This window comes from Flavobacterium ajazii, from assembly GCF_010614725.1.
Classification (GTDB): Bacteria; Bacteroidota; Bacteroidia; order Flavobacteriales; family Flavobacteriaceae; genus Flavobacterium; species Flavobacterium ajazii.
In genome coordinates this window covers 1-24,808 of the sequence record NZ_JAAEHL010000012.1, presented here as the reverse complement: position 1 = coordinate 24,808, position 24,808 = coordinate 1, and the positions used below count along the sequence as shown (strand labels likewise).

Annotated in this window: 21 protein-coding genes; 10 read left to right on the top strand and 11 right to left on the bottom strand. The window is 33.4% G+C overall.

What is annotated here, in order from left to right; genetic code table 11:
* Positions 1-94: 94 nt before the first annotated feature.
* Positions 95-2,230 carry an InlB B-repeat-containing protein gene (locus GWR14_RS19180; RefSeq protein WP_163410756.1) on the top strand — a complete coding sequence of 712 codons (2,136 nt, stop codon included), beginning with the start codon at positions 95-97 and terminating at the stop codon, positions 2,228-2,230.
* Positions 2,231-2,360: 130 nt separating this feature from the next.
* Here the strand turns inward: GWR14_RS19180 and GWR14_RS19175 are convergent, their stop codons facing one another.
* A complete protein-coding gene (locus GWR14_RS19175) occupies positions 2,361-5,042 on the bottom strand; it encodes a T9SS type A sorting domain-containing protein (protein ID WP_163410755.1) in 2,682 nt (893 codons plus the stop codon).
* A gap of 206 nt (positions 5,043-5,248) precedes the next feature.
* Here GWR14_RS19175 and GWR14_RS19170 point away from each other — a divergent pair, with 206 nt between their 5' ends.
* Positions 5,249-7,585: an ATP-dependent helicase gene (locus tag GWR14_RS19170; protein WP_163410754.1), complete on the top strand. Its 2,337-nt coding sequence runs from the start codon at positions 5,249-5,251 to the stop codon at positions 7,583-7,585.
* A gap of 85 nt (positions 7,586-7,670) precedes the next feature.
* Positions 7,671-8,291 carry an L-threonylcarbamoyladenylate synthase gene (locus GWR14_RS19165; RefSeq protein ID WP_163410753.1) on the top strand — a complete coding sequence of 207 codons (621 nt, stop codon included), beginning with the start codon at positions 7,671-7,673 and terminating at the stop codon, positions 8,289-8,291.
* A gap of 158 nt (positions 8,292-8,449) precedes the next feature.
* On the opposite strand, the gene GWR14_RS19160 is transcribed toward GWR14_RS19165, so the two are convergent.
* From GWR14_RS19160 to GWR14_RS19150, 3 genes are read right to left on the bottom strand one after another with little or no spacing between them, the layout of a single operon-like run.
* Positions 8,450-9,283 (bottom strand): OmpA/MotB family protein, encoded by an 834-nt coding sequence (locus GWR14_RS19160; RefSeq protein WP_163410752.1) that lies wholly within the window; start codon positions 9,281-9,283, stop codon positions 8,450-8,452.
* A gap of 34 nt (positions 9,284-9,317) precedes the next feature.
* Positions 9,318-10,337, bottom strand: a complete 1,020-nt coding sequence (locus GWR14_RS19155) for a glycosyltransferase family 2 protein (protein ID WP_163410751.1) — start codon at positions 10,335-10,337, stop codon at positions 9,318-9,320.
* Between the two features lie 19 nt (positions 10,338-10,356).
* Positions 10,357-10,806: a type I restriction enzyme HsdR N-terminal domain-containing protein gene (locus GWR14_RS19150; protein WP_163410750.1), complete on the bottom strand. Its 450-nt coding sequence runs from the start codon at positions 10,804-10,806 to the stop codon at positions 10,357-10,359.
* A 73-nt stretch (positions 10,807-10,879) separates the two neighbouring features.
* Between GWR14_RS19150 and holA the strand changes: the two genes are divergently transcribed.
* The 3 genes from holA to ettA all read left to right on the top strand — a co-directional run bounded on the left by holA (position 10,880) and on the right by ettA (position 13,880).
* Positions 10,880-11,884 carry a DNA polymerase III subunit delta gene (gene holA, locus GWR14_RS19145; RefSeq protein WP_163410749.1) on the top strand — a complete coding sequence of 335 codons (1,005 nt, stop codon included), beginning with the start codon at positions 10,880-10,882 and terminating at the stop codon, positions 11,882-11,884.
* A gap of 64 nt (positions 11,885-11,948) precedes the next feature.
* Positions 11,949-12,131, top strand: a complete 183-nt coding sequence (locus GWR14_RS19140; RefSeq protein WP_163410748.1) for a CAL67264 family membrane protein — start codon at positions 11,949-11,951, stop codon at positions 12,129-12,131.
* 57 nt (positions 12,132-12,188) lie between these two features.
* Positions 12,189-13,880 (top strand): energy-dependent translational throttle protein EttA, encoded by a 1,692-nt coding sequence (ettA, locus tag GWR14_RS19135; protein WP_163410747.1) that lies wholly within the window; start codon positions 12,189-12,191, stop codon positions 13,878-13,880.
* Positions 13,881-14,072: 192 nt separating this feature from the next.
* On the opposite strand, the gene GWR14_RS19130 is transcribed toward ettA, so the two are convergent.
* From GWR14_RS19130 to GWR14_RS19100, 7 genes are all read right to left on the bottom strand, one after another.
* Positions 14,073-14,486, bottom strand: a complete 414-nt coding sequence (locus GWR14_RS19130; protein ID WP_163410746.1) for a thiol-disulfide oxidoreductase DCC family protein — start codon at positions 14,484-14,486, stop codon at positions 14,073-14,075.
* A 131-nt stretch (positions 14,487-14,617) separates the two neighbouring features.
* Positions 14,618-15,448, bottom strand: a complete 831-nt coding sequence (gene ygiD / locus GWR14_RS19125) for a 4,5-DOPA-extradiol-dioxygenase (RefSeq protein ID WP_163410745.1) — start codon at positions 15,446-15,448, stop codon at positions 14,618-14,620.
* A gap of 263 nt (positions 15,449-15,711) precedes the next feature.
* Positions 15,712-16,653 carry an NADP-dependent oxidoreductase gene (locus tag GWR14_RS19120; protein ID WP_163410744.1) on the bottom strand — a complete coding sequence of 314 codons (942 nt, stop codon included), beginning with the start codon at positions 16,651-16,653 and terminating at the stop codon, positions 15,712-15,714.
* 5 nt (positions 16,654-16,658) lie between these two features.
* Entirely contained in the window at positions 16,659-17,528 is an 870-nt protein-coding gene (locus tag GWR14_RS23790) for a nuclear transport factor 2 family protein (RefSeq protein WP_223150986.1), read from the bottom strand.
* A gap of 5 nt (positions 17,529-17,533) precedes the next feature.
* The gene (locus GWR14_RS19110; protein WP_223150985.1) at positions 17,534-17,848 is read right to left on the bottom strand and encodes a MoaF-related domain-containing protein; all 315 of its coding nucleotides are present in this window, start codon (positions 17,846-17,848) and stop codon (positions 17,534-17,536) included.
* An 85-nt stretch (positions 17,849-17,933) separates the two neighbouring features.
* Positions 17,934-18,803: an AraC family transcriptional regulator gene (locus GWR14_RS19105; RefSeq protein ID WP_163410743.1), complete on the bottom strand. Its 870-nt coding sequence runs from the start codon at positions 18,801-18,803 to the stop codon at positions 17,934-17,936.
* Positions 18,804-18,901: 98 nt separating this feature from the next.
* Positions 18,902-21,067 (bottom strand): endonuclease MutS2, encoded by a 2,166-nt coding sequence (locus tag GWR14_RS19100; protein ID WP_163410742.1) that lies wholly within the window; start codon positions 21,065-21,067, stop codon positions 18,902-18,904.
* Between the two features lie 202 nt (positions 21,068-21,269).
* Here GWR14_RS19100 and GWR14_RS19095 point away from each other — a divergent pair, with 202 nt between their 5' ends.
* The 4 genes from GWR14_RS19095 to GWR14_RS19080 all read left to right on the top strand — a co-directional run bounded on the left by GWR14_RS19095 (position 21,270) and on the right by GWR14_RS19080 (position 24,215).
* A complete protein-coding gene (locus GWR14_RS19095) occupies positions 21,270-21,935 on the top strand; it encodes a uracil-DNA glycosylase (RefSeq protein ID WP_163410741.1) in 666 nt (221 codons plus the stop codon).
* Between the two features lie 105 nt (positions 21,936-22,040).
* Positions 22,041-23,219 carry an AIR synthase related protein gene (locus GWR14_RS19090; RefSeq protein WP_163410740.1) on the top strand — a complete coding sequence of 393 codons (1,179 nt, stop codon included), beginning with the start codon at positions 22,041-22,043 and terminating at the stop codon, positions 23,217-23,219.
* A 114-nt stretch (positions 23,220-23,333) separates the two neighbouring features.
* A complete protein-coding gene (locus tag GWR14_RS19085) occupies positions 23,334-23,690 on the top strand; it encodes a hypothetical protein (RefSeq protein WP_163410739.1) in 357 nt (118 codons plus the stop codon).
* Positions 23,691-23,771: 81 nt separating this feature from the next.
* Positions 23,772-24,215, top strand: coding sequence for a hypothetical protein (locus GWR14_RS19080; RefSeq protein WP_163410738.1), 444 nt, complete (start codon positions 23,772-23,774; stop codon positions 24,213-24,215).
* The last annotated feature ends 593 nt before the right edge of the window (positions 24,216-24,808 follow it).

Genomic DNA, 24,808 nt, shown 5'->3' with positions numbered 1-24,808 from the left:
GTATTGACAGATTTTAGCTTCAGGAAAACTTTTTGAAGTGTAATAATTTGAGAAAAATAAGAATTACATCAACTATTATAAGGGTTTTATTAAAATGAAGAAAAAGTTAATTTATCAGTTTTTTACAATTTTGCTTTTTCCTCTTTGGATAAATGCTCAAATTTATGTTTCCCCGGCAGGAAAAGAAACTAATTCGGGGGCTATTGATAATCCCACCATACTTCAAAAAGCAATCAAAATTATAACTCCAGGGCAGACGATATATATGCGGGGTGGAATTTATTCAATAACTTCAACTATTTTTATTACAAGAGAAAATAGCGGCACTGCAGGAAAGCTAAAAAGGATAGAAGCTTATACTGATGAAACTCCAATTCTTGATTTTTCGGCACAAAGGGAAATCAATGAAAACAAAGGAATTGTATTAGATGGTTTTTATTGGTATTTCAAAGGAATTACAATTAGAAAAGCAGGAGATAATGGTATATTGCTTTCGGGCAATAATAACACTATTAATAATTGTATTTTCGAAAAAAACAGAGATAGCGGGCTACAGATCAGTCGATATTATGCTGCTTATACATTAATCAGTCAATGGCCTTCCAATAATTTAATTCTGAACTGCGAATCTTTTGATAATAAGGATTCATTAGCAGAAAATGCTGATGGCTTTGCTGCAAAACTGACTTGTGGTAAGGGAAATGTTTTTCGTGGCTGTATTTCTCACAATAACAGTGATGATGGCTGGGATTTGTATACCAAAAGAAAAACTGGACCTATCGGAGCAATTTTATTCGAAAATTGTGTGGCTTACAACAACGGTACGCTTACGAACGGAACAACTACAGCAACCGGAGATAAAAACGGTTTTAAATTAGGTGGCGAAGGTATTCCGGTAAATCATATTCTGCGACGCTGTATTGCGTTTGGTAATGGTCAGCATGGATTTACTGATAATAATAATCTAGGGGCTATTGAGATGACGAATAATACTTCTTACAACAATAAAAGTAATGGCTTTGGTTTTCGTGAAGGAGGAAAGCACCAATTTAGAAACAACATCTCATATAAATCATTTAAAGATAAAAATTTTGGTAAAGATGTTGAAAATTCAAATGTGTGGTGGATAAAAGAAAGTACAAATGGAAGGACTCCGGCACTTGTAATCAGCGATGATGATTTTGTTTCCTTAACAGTTCCTGCTGTTCTTAAAAATGAAGACGGAAGTCCAAATTTAGGAGATTTTTTAGCATTGAAATCTACAAGTGATTTTATAGATGCGGGTGTGCAAAATGTCGGAATTGAATTCAACGGATCTGCACCGGATCTGGGAGCAAGAGAATTGGGATCTCAACAAAAAACAGATTTTGTATTGAAAACTGTAGCAAAACCAATTGCAGGAGGAAGCATAACCGTTAGTCCTGTTAAAGTAACTTATGATGCCGGTGATGTTGTAACCTTAACGGGGGTACCATCTTCAAATTATATATTTAAATCCTGGAGTGATGGCTCAACTACTGCAACGACTACTGTAAAAATGGATGCCAATAAAACCATTACAGCTAATTTTAAAAGTACGATACCGGCTGCTTATGTTTTAACAACCGTGGCTAATCCAACAGAAGGTGGAACAATTACTGTAAATCCAAATAAAACCACTTATACAGAGGGTGAAATAGTTACACTTACTGCGGTTCCTTCAGCAGGAAATGAATTAAAAGCATGGAATTCTGGAGAAACTACCGAAAAAATAACTGTTGCAATGACAGCAGATATGGGAATTACAGCAACTTTTGGAGAAAAACTCACAGGGAATCATACTTTACGAATTGAAGAAGCTACACCGGGGTTTTGCGCTTATGATGGAATTATAGCAATTAACTCAAGTGCTGCCAACAGAAAAGTAACCAACATTACTGATGCTTCAGGCAGTGGAATAAATTATACAGTGAAAGTACCAACTTCAGGACTTTATACGATCGTATTTCGATATGTACACAGAGGTAAAACTACATCTGCAAAAGTGAAAGTAAACGCAGCTGATACGATTGATGTGGCTTTCCCTATAACATCCAGTACAACCAAATTTGCGACTACTGAGCCGATAACCATTAAATTAAATAAAGGTATAAATGTCATCAGATTAGAAACCATTGATGCTTTGGCCTTTGCAAACATAGACTGGATGGAAATTACCGGAGAAGCTCCGGTGGCAGAATCTTGTTACTAATATAAAACGCACGCTCTTACTTACATTTTTCAAATAGACTTATATTATTAAGGTACTAAGTAACTAAAGTTTTAGAAAAAAAGCATTAGTTACTTAGTTATTAAAAACCTTTCCCTACTGGTAAACTATATTAATTCTTGATTGTTTTGATTGTTACATTTTTATTACCTGAAAATATTTTTACCAGATACAATCCTGAACTTAATGAAGTAAAATCAATTTTTATGTTGTTATTGTTGTAGGAGTTTCTAAATTGAAGTTGTCCTGACAAATTATAAACCTCTACTTTACTTATTTCTTCGCTATTGGATATGGTGTAAAAATCCTTAACAGGATTTGGATAAGTTATTAAATAAGGAAAAAGATTATTGTCTTTCACTCCTAAGGTTTTAGAATAGACTGTAACGGGCAGTCTGTAACTACTTTCAATACCATTAATAGATTGAGATGCGTAATATGTCATTCCGTCGACTAATACTGTCTCTGGAGACAGAAAATTTTCTGAAGAATTTGTACCTTTTTTTGTTATTTTATTATTTATACCACAGTTAGTCTGGATATTATACCATTTTAGGTCTGTTCCGTTAACTTTAAGATCTTTAAGTGTCTGCCCACCTTCAAAAGATTGATAAATTTCACCTTCAGGATTAGGAGTCGAAACTGTATTTGATGTCTTATAACGAGCTAAACCACTTTTGTTAACATCTTCAATTTTGTCAAAATATCCGTAAAAAAGTAAATCTTCACAATTTTGAATTTCAAAGCCATTAGAAGTTTTGTATATCATTGTGTTAAGTAATTTTCCTTCTGAACTAAGAGTTAATTTTGTAGTTGTATCTGTTGAATAAGTAGAGAAAAATAAAAAGATATTTCCATTTTCATAATAATTGAAATTATTATACTGGTTTGAAGATGTTTTAGCTACTGAATATGGAACAAACGTTTTATCAATGGAACCATCTGTATTTAATCTTGTTAGTTTATCATTCATGATAGCGATTAATTTACCATCACTTAATTCTTTTATATTATATAAAGGAGAAAAGCCTGATTTAAAAGAGAGATCTTTTGAACCGTCTTCGTTAAACTTTATTACAGGCTCAAATGGATTATTATCATTTTCTTTCATAAAGGTGACCAGAAATTTTTTGTCTGCCAAGACAGTTATCTCTAAAGGTATATGATAGAAAATGCAATTAAAAGAAGTATCAATAGAGCCATTAGAATTAAGTCGAGTCATTCTAGAAAGAGTTCCTCCCCCACCTAAAAGTAAAATTTTTCCATTTTCTAAAAGTTTGATTCTTCTAATATTGCTTTCAGGATCATAAAAGATAAAGCTCTTATCTAAACTTCCATCATTATTTAATCGAATTAAATTCCGTGATATATTATTTACAGATACACCACGACTGCTTTTTAGTAATATTTTTCCATTATTTTGATGTAGAATAGTATAATTATTATCTAAATTTCGATTTTCTGCGTATATTCCTATACTGGGGTCTAACTTAAAGGTTGGGTCATATTCACCATTTTGATTTACCCGGCATATATTTTTTACAACATTATCACTATAAGTTGTAAAATCTCCAATTAATAATATTTTTTGATCTAATAATACTTTTGATACAAATTCATATTGATTATTATAATCCCATTCATCAAAAGATAGATTTGGTCCGGAATGTGGATTGAAAGTTAGATCTATACTACCGTTATTATTTATTCTATGAATTTCTGCTCTTGTTATTCCCTGACTATCTTTAAAATCACCACTAATAATCATTTTTTCTCCCTGAAAAAATAACTCTCCTTTATTAATTAAAGATACAGTATTAGAATATTTAAATGTATTATCAATTGTTCCATCAGTATTTAAACGAATTAATTTCTTGTTGTCAACGATAATAATAATTTTATTGTCTTTTTGTAAATAAACTTTTTGTATTCTTGAATCTTGGTTAATAATTATTGGTTTAAATCCGGTATCTCTTGTACCATTAGAATTTAATCTTACGATGTTGTAAGAGATGATTCTGCTGTTCTCCACAAAATTACAGCCTACTGCAATTACTTTTCCGTCAGTCTGTACAGCGATATCTTTGATTGTACTATTATTTGCGGTTTCAAAGCCATTAGTCACAAATTTTCGCACAGGATCTATGGTTGCAATCACTTTAAAGGTTGGATCAATTTTTCCATCAGCCAGATATCGAGAGATAGTAGTATTACGATTAGTAACATATTTTCCATCGCTTTGTATGATTAATTTATTACCTCCGGATTGTAATTTAAAAGTTTCATCAATACTTCCGTTCGCATTTAAACGCACACAGCTTCCCGTGAAAACATTATTTACTTCTTGAAAACCACCATGAATAATAGCTTTTCCATCACCCTGATAAATTATATCCTTTATCTGTGAGATAGAAGTAACATTCTTTAAGATTGTAATTGGAAAGAAAGAATTAGTTGTTCCGTCTGGATTAAATGCTTTCAATTTTCCATCGCGATCAAGTGTCATAAAGGCACCATCTGATTTAGGAAATATTCGAATTTCTCTCGTTGTATAAGAATCAGTCGAATTAAAAGCTTGGTCAAGGCTTCCGTCTGGATTTAGCAATATTACTTTGTAAGTGTAAGAATTCTCAAAAACACTCAGTATTTTGTTATTTTGGAGTAAAACAGCATCTGTTCCGATATTTTGTTGATATTTTCCGCCATCTTTGATATTAAAGGTATTATCCAGTTCAGGGGTCTGGGCTAATATTTTAAAACTTAAAAGAAAGAATAAAAAGTATTTTTTTTTCATAAATCGTTTTTATAAATTTCTTCAAAAGTAGTTTTTTATTCCAATGAATCTTACTTTTTTTTAATTCTTTTTTTGAAATAATCTAGTGATAGTTTTTTCAAAAAAAAACATATTCTAGAAGTTGGATTTGTAGTTTTAAAGTTGACTCTGCTCGTTAGTTTATTCATTCATAAATTCTTATTTTTGCCTAAAAGGAGAACAATTTCATGCAAAATTATATTGACCAGCTCAACGAAGCTCAACGAGAACCCGTTTTACAAAAGGACGGGCCAATGATTATTATTGCTGGTGCCGGTTCGGGAAAAACCCGTGTTTTGACAATCAGGATTGCTTATTTGATGTATCAGGGAATTGATTCATTCAACATACTATCGCTTACATTTACCAACAAGGCTGCCCGTGAAATGAAACACAGGATTTCAGCAATCGTGGGAGCGAGTGAAGCGAAGAATTTATGGATGGGAACTTTTCACTCTGTTTTTGCACGTATTCTTCGTTCAGAATCAGAGCATTTAGGATATCCGTCAAACTTTACAATTTATGATTCTCAGGATTCTGCCAGACTTATTTCATCCATTATAAAAGAAATGCAGCTGGATCGTGATATTTATAAACCAAAACAGATTTTAGGAAGAATTTCGACTTATAAAAACAGTTTGATTACGGTAAAAGCCTATTTCAATAACCCGGAACTAATGGAAGCGGATGCGATGGCAAAAAAGCCTCGTTTAGGTGAAATTTATCAGCAATATGTAGAACGCTGTTTCAAAGCCGGAGCAATGGATTTTGATGATTTATTGTTGAAAACCAATGAATTATTGACTCGTTTTCCAGAGGTGTTAGCTAAATATCAGGATCGTTTTCGTTATATTCTGGTTGATGAGTACCAAGATACAAATCACTCTCAATATTTAATTGTAAGGGCTTTATCAGACAGGTTTCAGAATATTTGTGTCGTTGGTGATGATGCGCAGAGTATTTATGCTTTCCGCGGGGCGAATATCAATAACATCCTGAATTTTCAAAAAGATTATGAAGGCGTAAAAATGTTCCGTTTAGAGCAAAATTACCGTTCGACCCGAAATATTGTGGAAGCTGCAAATACAGTTATGGAGCACAACAAAACTAAACTGGATAAAGTAGTCTGGACAGCGAATGAATTTGGACCAAGAATTAAGGTTCACAGGAGTCTAACCGACGCTGAAGAAGGACGTTTTGTTGCGAGTACGATTTTTGAACAAAAAATGCAGAATCAATTGCATAACGGAGCTTTTGCGATTTTATATCGTACGAATGCGCAATCACGTGCAATGGAAGATGCTTTGAGAAAACGCGATATTCCATATAGAATTTATGGGGGATTATCATTTTATCAGCGTAAAGAAATAAAAGACGTTTTGTGTTATTTACGTTTGGTTTTAAATCCGAAAGATGAAGAAGCTTTAATCCGTGTAATCAATTATCCCGCACGTGGAATTGGGGATACAACCATTGAAAAACTAACAATCGCAGCCAACCACTACAAACGTTCTATTTGGGAAGTAATGGTAAATATCGACAAAATCGATTTGAAACTGAATGCCGGCACGAAAAACAAACTGAAAGATTTTGTAACGATGATTCAGAGTTTTCAGGTTATAAATGAAAATCAGGACGCTTTTTATATTACAGACCATGTTGCCAAAAAAACGGGTTTGGTTCAGGAACTGAAAAAAGACGCTACACCTGAAGGAATGGCAAAAATTCAGAATATAGAAGAACTTTTAAACGGTATTAAAGATTTTACTGAAGGACAGAGAGAAATTGACGGGGCAAGAGGAGCACTTTCAGAATTCATGGAAGATGTAGCTTTAGCAACCGATCTGGATAAGGATACATCTGATGAAGATCGTGTCGCTTTGATGACGATCCACCTTGCTAAAGGATTGGAATTTCCTCATGTTTTCGTTGTTGGTATGGAAGAAGATTTGTTTCCTAGTGCAATGAGTATGAGCACCAGAAGTGAACTGGAAGAAGAGCGCCGATTGTTTTATGTAGCACTCACACGTGCTGAGCATCAGGCGTATTTGACCTACGCACAGTCACGTTATCGTTGGGGAAAACTGACAGATAGTGAACCTTCTCGTTTTATAGAAGAAATTGACGGTCAATATTTAGAATATTTAACACCTTCAGAAAGTAATTACCGCTACAAATCACCAATTGACGGTGATATTTTTGGAGATGTAGATAAATCTAAACTGCGATTATCAAAACCTGTAGGCGGAACTCCACCCAAACATATTACTGATAATAGTCCAAAACCGGATTTGAATATCAGAAAACTAAAACCAGTTGCAGGAACGGATCCAAATGCAGGTGCTCCAAATTTATTTGATAACAAGTTAACTATAGGAAATGTAGTAATGCACGAACGATTTGGAAAAGGACAAGTAATAAATTTAGAGGGTGTTGGAGCTGATAAAAAAGCCGAAATAAAATTTGAAGTAGGCGGAATTAAGAAATTGTTGTTAAGATTTGCTAAATTAGATGTGGTGGGATAAATAAAATTTCAGGTTGAAGTTTTCAAGTTGTTGAAGCGTAGAACTTGAAATCTGAAACAAATAAAAACTTGAAACCAAAACAAAAATGGCCGAATTTATAAAAATATATCCGGATAAACCTAGTGAAGCTGCAATCGCCAAAGTGGTAAAAGTGCTTCAGAATGGAGGTTTGGTAATTTATCCAACAGATACTGTTTACGGTTTAGGTTGTGATATAACCAATTCGAGAGCATTAGAAAAAATTGCTAAAATCAAAGGAGTTAAACTTGAAAAGGCAAACTTCTCGTTTATTTGTCATGATTTAAGCAATTTGTCTGATTATGTACGTCAGATTGATACTGCGACTTTTAAAATTTTAAAAAGATCATTACCAGGAGCTTATACTTTTATTTTGCCTGGAAATAATAATCTGCCAAAAGAATTTAAAAAGAAAACTACCGTAGGTATCCGTGTTCCCGATAACAATATCATATTGGAAATTGTTCGGCAGTTAGGAAACCCTGTCGTATCGACTTCTATTCGTGATGAGGATGATGTAATTGAATATACCACAGATCCGGAACTGATTTTTGAAAAATGGCAAAATCTGGTAGATATGGTTATAGATGGTGGATATGGTGATAATGTAGGCTCTACAATTATAGATTTATCAGAACATGAGCCGGTTGTAATAAGAGAAGGAAAGGGAGATATTAATGTTTTGTAAAAAAAAACTTAAAGTATAAATTTTTGAAGAAATTATTAGTAACTTTATTACTAGTTAAATTTAGTTAGTTAATTAAAAATAGTGTTATCCTTTTCAAGGGTATTAAAAAAAGCAGGCCAAATGACCTGCTTTTTTGTATAATTTAGCTATGAAACTGATTATTTTGCCTGTTTTTTCATTTCTTTTTCAATCATATCATAGAACTGATCGATTTTCGGCATAACAACAATACGGGTTCTTCTGTTTTTTGCTTTGTTTTCTGCAGTATCATTTGGTACAAGAGGAACATATGAACTTCTACCGGCAGCAATCAATTTAGCAGGGTTAACACCAAGATCGTTTGATAATACGCGAACAATTGAAGTAGAACGTTTAACACTTAAATCCCAGTTGTCTAAGATAACTCCATTACTTTTATATGGTACATTATCGGTGTGACCCTCAACCATACATTCGAAATCAGGTTTGTCGTTTACAACTTTTGCAACTTTAGCTAAAACAGCTTTCGCTTGGTCGCTTACATCATAGCTTCCGCTTTTAAATAATAATTTGTCAGCAATAGAAATAAATACAACTCCTTTTTCTACATTGATTTCAATATCCGGATCATTGATGCCGACAGCTCCTTTTAAACTTGTAACTAAAGCTAAAGTTACACTGTCTTTTTTAGTAAGAGCATCCTGAAGTCTTGAAATTTTAAGATCTTTTTCTTTTAAACTCTCTAATGATTTTTCAAGATTTTCTGCTCCTTTTGTTGTCAAAACAGTTAAATCTTTAGAACTATTGATAAGATCTTGATTATGTGCTTTATAACTTTCGGCTGTAGCGGCTAATCCTGCTTTTTCTTCAAGGCAAGAGTTTAATTTTACAGTACAAGAATTTAATAAATCTTGAATCTCTTTGTTCTTAGCTTCTAATGCTGCGTATTGTTTTTTTGATACACATGATGTGAAAGCCATTAGTACTGATAGTGCAATTACTATTTTTCTCATAAATGTTAAATTTAATTAGACGTTGATTACAAATTTAGTTTTTAATATTTTGATTATTGTTAAAGATTTCTTTAAAAACAACCAATTTCTTTATATAATACAAGAAAACGATGCTTTTTAGAGCGTAGTATTTTTGTATTTGAAAATCTTTTCTCTTTTTTAAATAACTCAGGGACATACAATAAAATGAAAAATGTGCATGTAAAATAGCCCAGGTATGTTTGAATTTTCCTTGTGTTAAAAATCGGATTCCGGCAATACCGTCAAGAATCATTCTGAAAAAAATGATAAAGAATAATCCTCTTTTTGGAAGGTTTTTTACCAGCATCAGAAGCGAATTTCTAAAATTCAAATAAGTTTTTTTGGGATTACCCTGCTCTAAAGTTGCCCCTCCTACATGATAAACAATAGATTTCGGATTATATTTAATTATGTGTCCTTCATTTAAAGCACGCCAGCATAAATCAATCTCTTCCTGATGCGCAAAAAAAGATTCATCGAATCCCTGAAGATCATCATAAACTTCTTTTCTGATAAAGAAACAAGCGCCTGAGGCCCAGAATATTTCGCACGAATCGTCATATTGTCCATGATCTTTTTCTATTGTATCAAAAATGCGGCCACGGCAAAAAGGAAAACCAAATTTGTCTATAAAACCTCCTGCAGCACCAGCATACTCAAAGTATTCTTTGTTCTTGAAATCAAGAATTTTAGGTTGAATAATTGCGGTTTGTTTTTCTACATCAAAAGTTTCGATGATAGGCTTAAGCCAGTTTTCTGTTACTTCGATATCCGAGTTAACAAGGGCGTAAATCTCTGAATTTACTTCTTTTAAAGCATCATTGTAGCCTTTGGCAAAACCATGATTTCCAGTGTTTTTTATGATTTTTATAGTTGGAAAATTCTGCTTTACAAAATTTACAGAATGATCAGTTGAAGCATTATCGGCTACATATATAGTGGCTTCTTCAGAAAACTGAATAACTGATGGCAAAAATTGCTCTAATAATTTTACTCCGTTCCAATTTAAAATGACAACTGCAATTTTATCCAAAAGTATTTTTTATAATTTATTAAACTTCTTTGTAATTCGGTAATGATTTTAAAAACTCATATTTCTCGTTTTCAAAATCCATCTGACAATAATAATGATGCAGACCATTTGTGACTTTCAAAAACCGTGCCTGCATTGTCATGTTATAACGGGCAATCTGATCAAAAGTTGCCTGAGATATCTTGACTTCGGGGGCTTTACATTCTACTAAAATATGTATTGTACCATCAGGATTAAAAACCACAATATCGTATCGCTTTCGTAATCCATTGACGGTTAAAACTTTCTCTACATTTATGAGTGATTTTGGGTATTTTTTTTCATTCATTAAATAATGAACAACATGCTGGCGGACCCATTCTTCAGGGGTAAGAATTATAAATTTTTTTCTGATTTCATCAAAAATGGACACTTTATTTTCGCTATTTTTGAATCGAAAATTATAGATTGGAAAATTTAATCGCTGCATAAAGCAAAAATATAAAATAGTTTTTTGTTTCAGGTTAAACTTGAAACTTTAAAACCTGAAGCAAAATATTTGAATGGACGAAGTTGTAAAAATTGTTAATGATATAAAAGCAGGAAATATAAAACCAATTTATTTTTTAATGGGTGAAGAACCTTATTATATAGATAAGCTATCGGAATATATTGAGCAGAATGTTTTAGCAGAAGAAGAGAAAGGCTTTAATCAGACAGTTTTGTACGGAAGAGATGTTTCTGTAGAAGATATCGTTTCAACAGCTAAGCGTTATCCGATGATGGCAGACCGCCAGGTTGTTATTGTAAAAGAAGCGCAGGATTTATCAAGAACTATTGATAAAATTGAATCTTATGTCAATAATCCAATGGAAACAACAGTTTTGGTTTTTTGTTATAAATACAAAACACTTGATAAACGAAAAAAAGTGACTAAATTATTAGCACAAAACGGAATCGTTTATGAAAGTAAAAAATTATACGAAAATCAGGTTGGAGACTGGATTAAGCGTGTTTTGGCAGGAAAAAAATATACAATTGACCCAAAAGCAAATGCAATGCTGGTAGAGTTTTTAGGAACAGATTTGAGTAAAATCAATAATGAATTAGAAAAACTTCAAATCATTTTACCTCAGGGTACTATGATTACCCCTCAGCACATTGAGGAAAATATTGGCTTCAGTAAAGATTATAATGTTTTCGAACTTCGAAAAGCAATTGGGGAACGAAATCAGCTAAAAGCCTATAAAATTGCTGAAAATTTTGCTCATAATCCAAAAGAATATCCTTTAGTAATGACAACCGGATTAGTCTTCGGTTTTTTTGTCCAGCTATTGAAATACCACGGATTAAAAGATAAAAATCCAAAAAATGTAGCAGCAGCTATTGGTGTAAATCCTTATTTTCTTAAGGAATATGATTTGGCTATAAAGAATTATCCAATGCGAAAAGTGAGTCAGATTGTAGGAGTTTTAAGAGATGTTGATGTAAAAAGTAAAGGTGTTGGTGCCAATGCTTTACCTCAATCTGATTTGTTAAAAGAAATGCTGTATAAAATTTTTAATTAAGCCGTGAAAATTCACGATATTTGCATTTCTAAAAATAATACCACTTTAAATTAATTACACAATTATGGGAATGAATAAAAATACCGTTTTAGGATGGGCTACTTTTATAATGGTACTTATGGGATTGTTGCTTATAGGTCTTGGAATTTTTAGATACAGTGATGTGTCTGGCTGGGGCTTTGGGGCAGTGGGTGTAGGTTTTTTTGCTAATGCCTGGGTTTTTAATGCTTTGAAAGGTAGAGTTTAACAAAATTCAATATCAATTTTAATTTCAATAAATAACAATAAACAAAAAACATAAAAAATGTCAGACGATAAGAAAGTAATTTTCTCAATGCAGAAATTGAGCAAAACCTATCAGGGAGCAGACAAACCGGTACTTAAAAATATTTATTTGAGTTTTTTCTATGGAGCTAAAATTGGTATTTTAGGTCTTAACGGTTCTGGAAAATCTTCTCTTTTGAAAATTATTGCAGGAGTTGATAAAAACTATCAGGGAGATGTAGTTTTTCAGCCAGGTTACAAAGTAGGTTATTTGGAGCAAGAGCCAATTTTAGACGATTCAAAAACCGTTATCGAAATTGTTCGTGAAGGAGCTGCTGAAACAATGGCAGTTTTAGACGAATACAACAAAATCAACGATTTATTTGGTCTTGAAGAAAACTATTCTGATCCGGATAAAATGGATAAATTGATGGAGCGTCAGGCAGCTTTACAAGACAAAATTGATGCTCTGGGTGCATGGGAAATTGATACCAAATTAGAAATCGCTATGGATGCTTTGCGTACTCCGGATGGTGATACGCCAATCAAAAATCTTTCAGGTGGAGAGCGTCGTCGTGTAGCTTTATGTCGTTTGTTATTGCAGCAGCCGGATGTGTTGCTTCTGGATGAGCCTACCAACCACCTTGATGCTGAATCTGTACTTTGGTTAGAGCAGCATTTAGCACAATATTCAGGAACTGTAATTGCGGTAACACACGACCGTTATTTCTTAGATAATGTAGCGGGTTGGATTTTGGAATTGGACAGAGGAGAGGGGATTCCTTGGAAAGGAAATTATTCTTCTTGGTTGGATCAAAAATCAAAACGTTTAGAGCAGGAAGAAAAAGTAGCTTCAAAACGCAGAAAAACATTAGAGCGTGAGTTAGACTGGGTTCGTCAGGGAGCAAAAGGTCGTCAAACCAAACAAAAAGCACGTTTGCAGAACTACGATAAATTGTTGAATGAAGACCAAAAACAATTGGATGAAAAATTAGAGATTTATATTCCAAATGGTCCAAGATTAGGGACGAATGTTATCGAAGCAAAAAATGTTGCGAAAGCTTTTGGAGATAAATTATTGTACGATAACCTGAACTTTACTTTACCACAGGCTGGAATAGTTGGAATTATTGGGCCAAACGGTGCTGGTAAATCGACTATTTTTAAAATGATCATGGGCGAGCAGGCCACTGATAGTGGTGAATTTTCTGTTGGTGACACTGTAAAAATCGCTTACGTAGATCAGTCACACGCTAATATTGATCCAAATAAATCTATTTGGGAAAACTTTGCCGATGGTCAGGAATTAATTATGATGGGAGGAAAACAGGTTAATTCAAGAGCTTATTTATCACGTTTCAACTTTGGAGGTGGCGAACAAAACAAAAAAGTTTCAATGCTTTCAGGTGGAGAGCGTAACCGTTTGCATTTGGCTATGACTCTGAAAGAAGAAGGAAATGTACTTTTACTGGATGAGCCAACCAATGATTTGGACGTAAACACACTTCGTGCTCTTGAAGAAGGTTTAGAGAATTTTGCTGGTTGTGCAGTAGTAATTTCTCACGACAGATGGTTCTTAGATCGTATTTGTACACACATTTTAGCTTTCGAAGGTGATTCTGAAGTATATTTCTTCGAAGGAAGTTTTACAGAATATGAGGAAAACAAAAAGAAACGTTTAGGTGGTGATTTAACTCCTAAACGTATTAAATACAGAAAATTGATTAGATAATTTTCTAAGATAAATTCCAATTTTTAAAATCCCAAATCCCAAATTGTAAAAGATTTGAAATTTGGGATTTTTTGTTTTTTGTGATTTCGACGTAAGGAGAAATCACACTAGAAATTCGGCAAAGATTTGAAAAACTTTTTCCTCAAAATGACAAGTTTTGAAATTGGAATTTGGAATTTCAGTTTTGGAATTTCATAAAAACTTAGCTTTCAATTCAGGTGTCGGAATCATACAACTCTCTTTTTTACCGTACCATTTGTAACGATTTTTAGCAATATAATCGTAAATATAATTTCGAATTTTTTCCGGTAAAATTTTAAAAATTGAAATTACACTGTAAATCCCGTCTAATTCTTCTGCAATTTCAATAGCTGCAGATGATTTGTAATAATAGGCAACTCCGGGATTATATAAAATGATACTGTCAATTTTGGTTTGATCAACACCAATATAACTGCAAATTTCTTTCCCCAAATCAGATTGCAGGGCTGCAAAACGAAAAATATCTTTTTTATCGTGTCTGATAATGAATTGAACCGCTCCGTTGCATAAATTGCAAACACCGTCGAAGAGGATTATTTTTTTGTTTTGAGGAAGGTTCTGCATTCTTTTTGTTATTGTAAGGAACGATACAATCAAGTTCCTAAATTCTGTAACATTTAATTATCAATGGCAATTTAAAAAAAAATGTCTGAAACATAATCAAAAACTTCTTGGCGTATTTAAATCATATTTCCCTATGATATTTTTATGCTGGTCATACTTAAACTTCCCGCAACCAGTTTGTCGTTGAATAAAGTAAGGGATTCATTTTTTTCTTGTAAGCCTAGGGTATAAATCAACGGTAAATAGTGATCTGGTATGGGTATGGCTAATTGTATTGCTTTGGTTTGGTTTTCGTAATCTATCAAAGGTTTATAATTTCCATCTATTAAATGTTCGTTTATGGTTGCTCTTGCTTCGATAGCCCAATCATAACCATAATTATCCTTGTCAAAATTAGGAAAATCTACTAATCTTAAATTATGGATAATATTACCGCTTCCAATTATCAAGATCCCTTTATGTCGTAAAGAATTTAGTTTTTGCGCCAGTTCATAATGAAACTGTGCCGGTTTGGTATAGTCAATACTCAATTGAACAACTGGAATATTTGCCTCAGGATACAAATGTTTTATCACACTCCATGCACCATGGTCAAGTCCCCATTTTTCATCTAATTCAACAATTTCAGGCAAGAGTAATTCTTTGGTTTCTTTTGCTAATATCGGATTTCCTTTTGCAGGATATTGTACATCAAACAATTCTTGCGGAAACCCTCCAAAATCATGAATAGTTTTTGGCATTTCCATAGCTGTTACTTTTGTTCCTTTAGTAAACCAATGTGCCGATATACAAAGTATTGCATTAGGTTTAGGTAAAGTTTTAGCTGTATTTCTAAAGCCCTCTACAAATTGGTTTTCCTCAATGGCATTCATTGGACTTCCGTGACCGAGAAATAAAACAGGCATTTTCTCTGTATTAGGAAATGACTGCGATGTCTTGTATAGTTCGTTTAAATTTGTCATCTTGTAAAGAATTGGTGTTATCCCTAATATATTTATAAATTCTCTCCGGTTCATTCTTATAAATCTAAAATGCGGACAAGTTTTTCTTGTCCGCATTATTTTCTAAATACATTTTTTGGCAAAAAAATTATGACAAGAAATTCTTCACAACAGTAGCCAATTGTCCTATAGCTCCTGTTATTGCAATTTTCATTTTTTTAATTTATTACGTTGATTAATTTATTTTTTCTATTTACATAGATAGGTTCGATACTTTGAACCGATTATTGCACACTAATTGCTATTTTCCCAACAGTTCTTCCTGTTTCCTGCTGTTTATGTGCATCTGGCATTTGTTCAAAACTGAAATTGTGGGATATATGTGGCTTTACAGTTTTATTTTGAAGCAAACCCGCGATGGCGTTGATGTGAGCATTATTTGGCTCTACTAAATGAAAAGAAACATCAATATTCTTACTGTTGGCCTTTTCTGTAATGTTATCGTCAATACCGTGAAGTATTGTGATTAGCTTGCCTTCATTTTTTATAAGCGGAAGAGACCTAAGGATATTATCTGCTCCAAGTGTATCCAATACAAAATCAACTTCCTTGATTTTCTCTTCTAGATTATTTCCTTTGTAATCAACATATTCATCCGCTCCTAATCCTAAAACAAAATCACGATTAGCAGGTGACGCGGTACCGATTACATAAGCTCCCAACGATTTCGCCATCTGAACAGCAAAATGGCCAACTCCTCCAGCGGCGGCGTGGATAAGTACCCTATCATTAGGTTTTATGCTGCCTTTAACGATGATGGTTTGATAAGCTGTTAATGCTGCCAACGTGGAAACTGCCGCTTGCTCAAAGGAAACATTCTTGGGTTTTACAGCCAATTCATTTGCAGGAGCGGATACATATTCTGCATAGGTTTTTCCCAAATCCGGAAAACCTATCATTCCGAAAACACCATCTCCAACCTTTAAATTCTTTACTTCATTACCAACACTTACCACTTCTCCAGAAACATCCCAGCCAAGAATTACGGCAGAGGAAAGATCAAGCTCACGAAAATAACCGCCACTTCTCAATTTTGTATCTGCGGGATTAATACTAATAGCTTTTACTTTTATTAAAACTTCGGTTGGTAAAATGTTTGGGGATGGAAGCTCTGCAATATGCAAAGCTTCACTATTTCCAACTTTATTAAGAACAATTGCCTTCATTGCATTTATTTTTTGATCGTTTGCATTGAATGACCACTTTTCGTTTGGTTATCCGGAACAAACTCCTGCATAACATCCCAGTGTTCAACGACTTTTCCGTTTTCAATTCTAAAAATATCTACTGCTACCAAAGGTTTTGGTCCCCAACCTTCATAATATCCGTGTATCATAACTTTATCGCCATCGGCAACAGCAATTCCAGGAACATATTTAAACCCCTGTGGAATATTAGATGCAAATCCTCTCAAGACATCTAAGCCATTTGGCATTGTCGGATTGTGTTGAATCATATCGGTTCCCCAATATTTCTCAGTTAATTTTGCATCTTTTTTAATGAATAAATCATTGAGATAATCCTGAACCAATTTTCTGTTATCGTTTTTATCTGCCTTTGGCTGAGAGATAGGGAACATTGTGTTTCCGTTTACCGCTTTTTCGGCTTTAACTTCTGTTTGCATTACGTCCCAATGTTCTTTCAATTTTCCATTTTCAACTCTGAAAATATCAACAATAATTAATGGTTCCGGAGCAAGGCCTGTGTAACGGCCGTGTATCATTACATAATTATCGTTTGCAATAACCAACCCGCTTTCGTATTTGAAATTGGCAGGCAAGCCTTTAATCATCGGGATCAGATCTTCTTTTCCATCGGCAATAGTTGGGTTGTGTTGAATGTATCCATCTGCCCAATATCTATCCAATGCAGTAACATCTCTTTTTACGAATAATTCGTTCATTGCAGTTTGTACCAATGTTTTATTGTCCATTTTCTTTACTTTTTTTGATTGATTTATTTTACCGCTTTTTTGTTGTGCGTAAGTTGATGATAGCCCAAAGCTTAATGCTATCAGTGTACCTAAAACTATTTTTTTCATTGTTATTATTTTTGAGTAAGAGTTCCTTTTAAATTGTAAAAACTTAAATCGGGGTAAGTAATGTTTGTGTAAACGATGTTTGTTTCAAAATCTTCGATGTGCGTAATGGTTGTACCTGCTTTTTCCTTCCAAATGGTCATGTATACATTTGGACGAATTTCTGTCATCGTAATTTGCACCGTTTCGCTGTAACCAATTGTTTCGCCTTTTAGTGAAATAAAAGTTAACTGAGTTTCGCTTTCAAAATGAAGTTCGAAAAGATAATCACCGAAATCGGCGTTGAATTTGTTGCCTATTATTTGTATTCTATTTGCTTCCATAATTTATTTGGTTTAAAATTATAGTGCAAAATTAGATCAGGCAAGCTGTGAAGTTGTGAAGAAAAAAATCCTTTTGATGAAGATTTTACGCCAACGAATATTTTTCTCTGAATTCAATGGGCGTTGTGGAAGTATGTTTTTTGAAATACTGAATGAAATAAGTAGGTTCTTCAAAGCCTAAAAGAAAACCGATTTCTTTGACACTGTCAGATGTGTTTGCCAGAAGCCTTTTTGCTTCAAGCATAATTCTGTCATCAATTACTTCTTTAGCAGTTTTTCCCAATATTTTTTTAGTAGCCAGATTAAGTCTTTTTTCGGTTAAGCCAATTTCTTGGGTGTAAAAATTAACACTCCTTTTTTTTGTAAAATAATTTTCAAGCTGGTTTTTAAAAATAATGATGTGATCTAAATCAATATTGTTTGAAGTGCTAATTTTATTGTTTTTGATTTCCCTTTCGGATACAAGCAAGAAGTTTTGCAGTAGATTTTTTAAAATCATTTTTTGCGAAACATCTTTAAGATTCTTTAATTCTGCCAACATCAAATTGAAAGTTGTAGTAAAGAATTTTATTTTATCATCATCTTGAACAAGTGATATTTCACTCAAATTATTAAATAAAAAAGTGCTTTTTAAAAATTTCGTATCTTGTTCTGTTTCAGAAAAAAAAGTATCTGTAAACAAAATCGCCTTTCCTTTTATATTTGAATTTTCGTCAAACTGCTGCACAATATCTTTATGAAAAAAAAGAATAGTATTAGGCTGCAACTCAATCTTATTAAAATCTATAAAATGACAACCGGTTCCTTCTTCTACAAAAACAATTACATAAAATCCAACACGGTGAGGGGTAGTGATGATTTTTTCAGAAGCTTTATATAATTCAGCAATATCAACTAGCTCAACTTCTTGAGAAAGTTCAGGTTTGAAGATGTATTTATTTATGATAGGTTTCAATGTTAAAAAGTATGATGAATATTTTTAAAAATCTTAAATAAATTACCTATTTGTATATAACTTCCTTTTAGTGTGATTGCTTCGTTCCTCGCAATGACTTATTTTTTCACCGCTTCAACCAATTCCAATTCATCCAGACTTACTTTTGAAGTAAAAATACCATAATTTACTGTTGCTTTATTTTTTTCGATTAAATCGATACTTCCTACAGATCTGCCGTCAAGCATTCGCACACGATCACCTACTTTTAAAATTGGTTTTGGTTTTTCTATAACTGGTTTAAGTTTCTTTTCTTTTTTCTCTTTTCGGATTTCCTCAACTTTTACCTGTACTTCAGCAATAATTTCTTTTTGTTTTTCAACTTTTGCTTTGGTTTCTTTTGGAGTTGCTTTTTTACGTTTTGAATTTTCAATCTCAACAATTTTTAGAAATTCACCAATGAGTTCCTTTTTGTTTTTATTGTTGAAATATTTCTCGGCAATATCATCAATTTTTTGTCCAATGTAAATTATTTTTTGGTTGCTGTCGTACAATTCCTGATAACTTTCCAGTTTTTGCTGGATTTTGGTGTTGATGTTTTCCATCTTTTTACTTTCCTCACGCGCTCTGGTTTCTTCTTCTTTTAAATTTAAAGAAGTTTTCTCCAGTTTTGACCTTTCCTTCTGAAGCGTTGCAATAGTTTTATCAAAACGAACTTTACCTACTTCAATTTTCTTTTTCGCACGATTGATTAATCCAAACGGAATACCATTCTTTTGTGCCACCTCAAAAGTAAACGAACTTCCGGCCTGACCCAAAGCCAGTTTATACATGGGTTCCAATGACTTTTCATCAAACATCATATTGGCATTGGTTGCATATGGTAATTCGTTAGCCAGAATTTTTAAATTAGAATAATGCGTTGTAATAATTCCGAAAGCCTCACGATGATAAAACTCTTCAAGGAAAATTTCTGCCAGAGCCCCACCCAGTTCAGGATCAGAACCTGTACCGAACTCATCAATTAAAAACATGGTCTTATGATTACATTTCTTCAAAAAGTAATTCATGTTTTTTAATCTGTAGCTGTAAGTACTTAAATGATTTTCAATTGACTGATTATCTCCAATATCAGTTAAGATTCTGTCAAATAAGAATGTTTCACTTCTTTCATGAACCGGAATCAAAATTCCGGATTGCAGCATTAATTGTAGTAAGCCAACCGTTTTCAGGGAAATTGTTTTTCCTCCCGCATTTGGACCTGAAATTACAATAATTCTGTTTTCTTGTTTCAGTTCGATAGTCTGCGGATGTGTAACTTCTTTTTTTTGTTTGTTGTTCAGATACAAAATAGGATGATACGCTTCTCTGAAAAACAATCTGCGCTCTTCGGTGATTGCAGGTAGAATTCCGTTGATTCTGTTAGCGTATTTTGCTTTTCCGGCAACCACATCAATATCACTTAAAAAATCCTGATATTCAATTAATAAAGGAAGATAAGGACGAATGACATTCGATAAATTCTTTAAAATTCTCGTAATTTCTTCTTTCTCTTCGTATTCTAAATTAGCTAATTCTCGTGAATATTTTAATGTAGCTTCAGGTTCGATATAAGCAATACTTCCGGTTTTAGAGCTTCCTAAAATAGAACCTTTTACTTTACGGCGGTACATGGCTAAAACCGCTAAAACTCTACGGTTTTGTACAAAACTCTCCTTTATATCATCTAAATACCCTAAACCATTGTATTGGGTTAAAGCGACACCAAAACTTTGATTTACTTTGCCACGAACCAAGTTCATGTTCTGACGAATTCCGGCAAGAGCAGGAGAAGCGTTGTCTTTAATTTCTCCATATTTGTCTACAATGGCATCAATAGCAGTTATGATATCTTTGGTCAGTTCTACACGAGACGCTCTTGCATTTAAGTTTGGATAATAATCATCAAACTTTCGTAAGAAATTCAATAAGACATTTGTCGTTGCAGAAAGATTGGCAATTTTTCTAAAGCTTCCCACTTCCAGAAAACTGTCTTCAATTGCCAAAAACTTAATTTCATGCGTGATGGCGTCAAATCCGTGATTTGGAATGGCGTTGTTATTTTCAAAAGACGAAACATATTCTGAGGTCTGCATCAGAGCCTGCATCAAAGTTTCTTTGTCTCTAAATGGTTTTATCTGTAAAGCTTTTTCTTTTCCAATATCGGTATTGCACCCATCTGAAATGGTTTCGAGGACGGTTGGAAATTGTAAGTCTTGTAATGTTTTTTCGGTAATACTGATCATTTAATTTCTTTAAGAAAGTGAAAGCAAAAGTACGAAAACATTAGTGAATTTTGAATTATGAATTATAAGTTATACTATTTAACTCATTCTTTCTGTTTTCTATTTATATTTTTAACTTTCAACTTTCAACTTTTGACTTTCAACTTTTTTTATGGTAAATATGATTTCAATAAAAAAATGCTGAAATTCGCATAAAAAAATTATGGACGTTAAAATACATGATTCCTGGAAGCCGGTTTTAAATGAAGAATTCGAAAAACCGTATTTCAATGAGTTAATTGAATTTGTAAAATCTGAATACACTACAGCGGTTTGTTATCCAAAAGGGAGTCAGATATTTTCGGCTTTCGATCATTGTCATTTCGATCAGGTAAAAGTCGTAATTATTGGCCAGGATCCTTATCACGGTCCAAATCAGGCAAATGGATTGTGTTTTTCTGTAAATGATGGAATTCCGTTTCCGCCTTCCTTATATAATATTTTCAAAGAAATAGAAACAGATTTAGGTAAACCGCTTCCTAAAACAGGTAATTTAGAGCGTTGGGCAGATCAGGGAGTTTTTCTTTTAAACGCAACTTTAACCGTTCGTCAATCTGAAGCCGGTAGTCATCAGGGAAAAGGCTGGGAGAAATTTACGGATGCCGTTATCAAACAAATTTCTGCTGAAAAAGAAAATGTCGTTTTCCTGCTTTGGGGAGGTTTTGCTCAGAAAAAAGCAGCTTTGATTGACGCTTCAAAACATCATATTTTAAAATCAGGACACCCTTCGCCTTTAAGTGCTAATAGAGGGTTTTGGTTTGGAAACAAACATTTTAGTCAGACAAATACTTTCTTGAAAACAAAGGGATTAAAAGAAATTGAATGGTAGTATTTTAAGTTAGGTTGGATTTTTTTGTCAATCAAACTTACGAATCAATCAAAGAATTAAAAAAAGGGATTATCTTTGCACCACATTCAACACAAACTAAGTTTCATGAGTTCAGATTCTAGCAAAAGGTACGCACAAAGAGGTGTTTCGGCATCAAAAGAAGACGTACACAACGCCATAAAAAATATTGATAAAGGTTTATTTCCACAGGCTTTCTGTAAAATTGTCCCTGATTATTTAACTCAGGACGAAGAACACTGTCTGATTATGCATGCCGACGGAGCCGGTACAAAATCGTCTCTGGCTTATATGTATTGGAAAGAAACCGGAGATATTTCAGTTTGGAAAGGAATCGCTCAGGATGCTTTGATTATGAATATTGATGATCTATTATGTGTTGGTGCAACCGATAATATTCTGCTTTCATCCACTATCGGAAGAAATAAGAACCTAATTCCAGCCGAAGTAATCTCAGCAATTATCAACGGAACAGAAGAATTAATCAACGAATTAAAATCTTTCGGAGTAACCATTCACTCAACAGGAGGAGAAACAGCTGATGTTGGGGATGTGGTTCGTACCATTATTGTAGACTCGACTGTTACAGCCCGTATGAAACGCTCCGATGTTGTAGATAATGCTAACATCCAGGCAGGCGATGTAATTGTTGGTTTGGCTTCTTTTGGTCAGGCAACTTATGAAAAAAGCTATAACGGTGGAATGGGAAGCAACGGATTAACATCTGCACGTCACGATGTTTTCGGGAAATATTTAGCTGAAAAATACCCTGAAAGTTTTGACGCAGCCGTTCCTGAAGAATTAATTTATTCAGGGCAGGTTAATTTGACTGATGCTGTAGAAAACAGTCCGATAAACGCAGGGCAGTTGGTGCTTTCGCCAACCAGAACGTATGCACCAATCATCAAGAAAATTTTAGATACTTATACACCAGACGATATTCACGGAATGGTGCATTGCAGTGGAGGAGCACAGACTAAAATTTTACATTTCGTTCAAAATTTGCATATTATAAAAGACAATTTATTTCCGGTTCCGCCATTGTTCAAACTGATTCAGGAACAATCAAAAACAGATTGGAAAGAAATGTATCAGGTTTTCAACTGTGGTCACCGTATGGAACTTTATGTGCCGGAAAATATTGCTCAGGATATTATTGCGATTTCAAAATCATTCAATGTTGATGCGCAAATAGTAGGAAGAGTAGAAGTTGCTGATGCTAAAAAACTGACCATCATCAGCGAATACGGAACTTTCGAATATTAAAATATATAACTATTAGCTTTTTCAGGAGCTAATCCCGCTATTCGCTGTATCTTTTGTGGCGAACCCCGCCACAAAAGGATGCCGCTGCTATCGGGGCTAAAACACGACCTCGTTATGTATGAACTGCTTTTTTGGAGATATTTAGACGAAATTTACCTGAACAATCAGGAAGTTTATGAAGCTTTACTTGAAAACCAGGAAGTTGAAGGTCTTGAAAATCTTCCTGTACAGGTAATTCTCAACCGAATTGGTTCAGTTTTCTCACAATGGGAAAAAGTGGATGAAAACAGTTGGAAAAATAACGCAGGGAAAGGTGCTTTTCAAATTATCACTACACCACAAAGCATTAAAATAGATTGTTACGGAACCGAAGGCAAAACTATGAACAAATTGGTAGATTTATTAGAAGAGTTCAAGTGTCCTTTATATGATCCACAAGTTCCGGAACGATACGATGAAATGAGTGAGTAGCTTTTTTTCTTCAATATAAAGTTTCGAAATATAGAGTAAAAAAGTGCCTCGAAATTTATACTTTAAAATTAATTGTTAGATATGAAAATAAATCTAAAATCAGGAATTGATAAATTGCTTTTCGGAATGAAGCAAAATGATGTGACAGCTGCTTTAGGAAAACCGGATAAAAATTATAAGGATGAAGATGATAATATGATTTTTGTCTACAATGCGCAAAAAATAAGATTGACTTTCTATCAGGAAGAGGATTTGAAATTAGGATATGTTGTTGCCTCTAGTACTGATTTAGAGGTTTTCGGATTTAAACTAATAGGAAGAAAAATTACAGATGTAAAAAAAGACCTTGCAACGAAAGGAATTACAAAATACAATCAGGAAACTTTTGATACTTTCGAAAACTATTTCAACGAAGAAAATTGGTTTATTCTACAAACCGAATTCGAAGAAGTTGTAAAATTTGAAATAGGTGCCATCATTAATAATAAAGATGAGTTTGATTGGAAGTTCCCAGTTAAGAAATAACCTTTAGAAAATAGGAAAAGAAAAGCCGATAAGTTTTAATCTTGTCGGTTTTTTAGTTTGAAGTATATATAAGTATGTTTTTCTTTGAATCTTTGCTCCTGTAACTTTCGAAAGTCTGTAGTTTTTTTTATAGAATACATATTATAGTATATCATATGTGTTTGATTAGAGTTTTGAATTTTGAGAGATCAGGAGCTATTTCCCGCTATCGGCTACAATCTTTTGGGGCCGTACCCTTGTCTAAAAATGATTTTCGCTTCTATGGGGGCTATGGATTTGCGTTTTCAAAAGAATTTTTGAGCAGGAAAGGGATTTAAAATGCTGAAAAATCCTCTAAAAAGCTTGGTAAAGGATAAAAACTCTTCAAAAAGGATAAAGAGAAAATGGTAAAAACTGCCAAAAATCCGATGCTATTCAGAAAAAACTTACTATAAATAGAAAAAAACTCAAAATGTAAATAAGCTGTTATGAGTTAGTTAAGAAAAAGATTTAAAAAAAGGATAAAAAACTCATTAGAAAAGCTTGCGAAAGCGAATAAAGGTTGTACTTTTGCACCCGCAACAGCGAAGGCGTTCATCGAAATACTGACAGGT

Excerpts from the sequence above, each read along its gene's own strand:
- GWR14_RS19180 (WP_163410756.1), top strand. The coding sequence starts at position 95 with ATGAAGAAAAAGTTAATTTATCAGTTTTTTACAATTTTGCTTTTTCCT.
- GWR14_RS19175 (WP_163410755.1), bottom strand. The coding sequence starts at position 5,042 with ATGAAAAAAAAATACTTTTTATTCTTTCTTTTAAGTTTTAAAATATTA.
- GWR14_RS19170 (WP_163410754.1), top strand. The coding sequence starts at position 5,249 with ATGCAAAATTATATTGACCAGCTCAACGAAGCTCAACGAGAACCCGTT.
- GWR14_RS19165 (WP_163410753.1), top strand. The coding sequence starts at position 7,671 with ATGGCCGAATTTATAAAAATATATCCGGATAAACCTAGTGAAGCTGCA.
- GWR14_RS19160 (WP_163410752.1), bottom strand. The coding sequence starts at position 9,283 with ATGAGAAAAATAGTAATTGCACTATCAGTACTAATGGCTTTCACATCA.
- GWR14_RS19150 (WP_163410750.1), bottom strand. The coding sequence starts at position 10,806 with ATGCAGCGATTAAATTTTCCAATCTATAATTTTCGATTCAAAAATAGC.
- holA (WP_163410749.1), top strand. The coding sequence starts at position 10,880 with ATGGACGAAGTTGTAAAAATTGTTAATGATATAAAAGCAGGAAATATA.
- GWR14_RS19140 (WP_163410748.1), top strand. The coding sequence starts at position 11,949 with ATGGGAATGAATAAAAATACCGTTTTAGGATGGGCTACTTTTATAATG.
- ettA (WP_163410747.1), top strand. The coding sequence starts at position 12,189 with ATGTCAGACGATAAGAAAGTAATTTTCTCAATGCAGAAATTGAGCAAA.
- GWR14_RS19130 (WP_163410746.1), bottom strand. The coding sequence starts at position 14,486 with ATGCAGAACCTTCCTCAAAACAAAAAAATAATCCTCTTCGACGGTGTT.
- ygiD (WP_163410745.1), bottom strand. The coding sequence starts at position 15,448 with ATGACAAATTTAAACGAACTATACAAGACATCGCAGTCATTTCCTAAT.
- GWR14_RS19120 (WP_163410744.1), bottom strand. The coding sequence starts at position 16,653 with ATGAAGGCAATTGTTCTTAATAAAGTTGGAAATAGTGAAGCTTTGCAT.
- GWR14_RS23790 (WP_223150986.1), bottom strand. The coding sequence starts at position 17,528 with ATGAAAAAAATAGTTTTAGGTACACTGATAGCATTAAGCTTTGGGCTA.
- GWR14_RS19110 (WP_223150985.1), bottom strand. The coding sequence starts at position 17,848 with ATGGAAGCAAATAGAATACAAATAATAGGCAACAAATTCAACGCCGAT.
- GWR14_RS19100 (WP_163410742.1), bottom strand. The coding sequence starts at position 21,067 with ATGATCAGTATTACCGAAAAAACATTACAAGACTTACAATTTCCAACC.
- GWR14_RS19095 (WP_163410741.1), top strand. The coding sequence starts at position 21,270 with ATGGACGTTAAAATACATGATTCCTGGAAGCCGGTTTTAAATGAAGAA.
- GWR14_RS19090 (WP_163410740.1), top strand. The coding sequence starts at position 22,041 with ATGAGTTCAGATTCTAGCAAAAGGTACGCACAAAGAGGTGTTTCGGCA.
- GWR14_RS19085 (WP_163410739.1), top strand. The coding sequence starts at position 23,334 with ATGTATGAACTGCTTTTTTGGAGATATTTAGACGAAATTTACCTGAAC.
- GWR14_RS19080 (WP_163410738.1), top strand. The coding sequence starts at position 23,772 with ATGAAAATAAATCTAAAATCAGGAATTGATAAATTGCTTTTCGGAATG.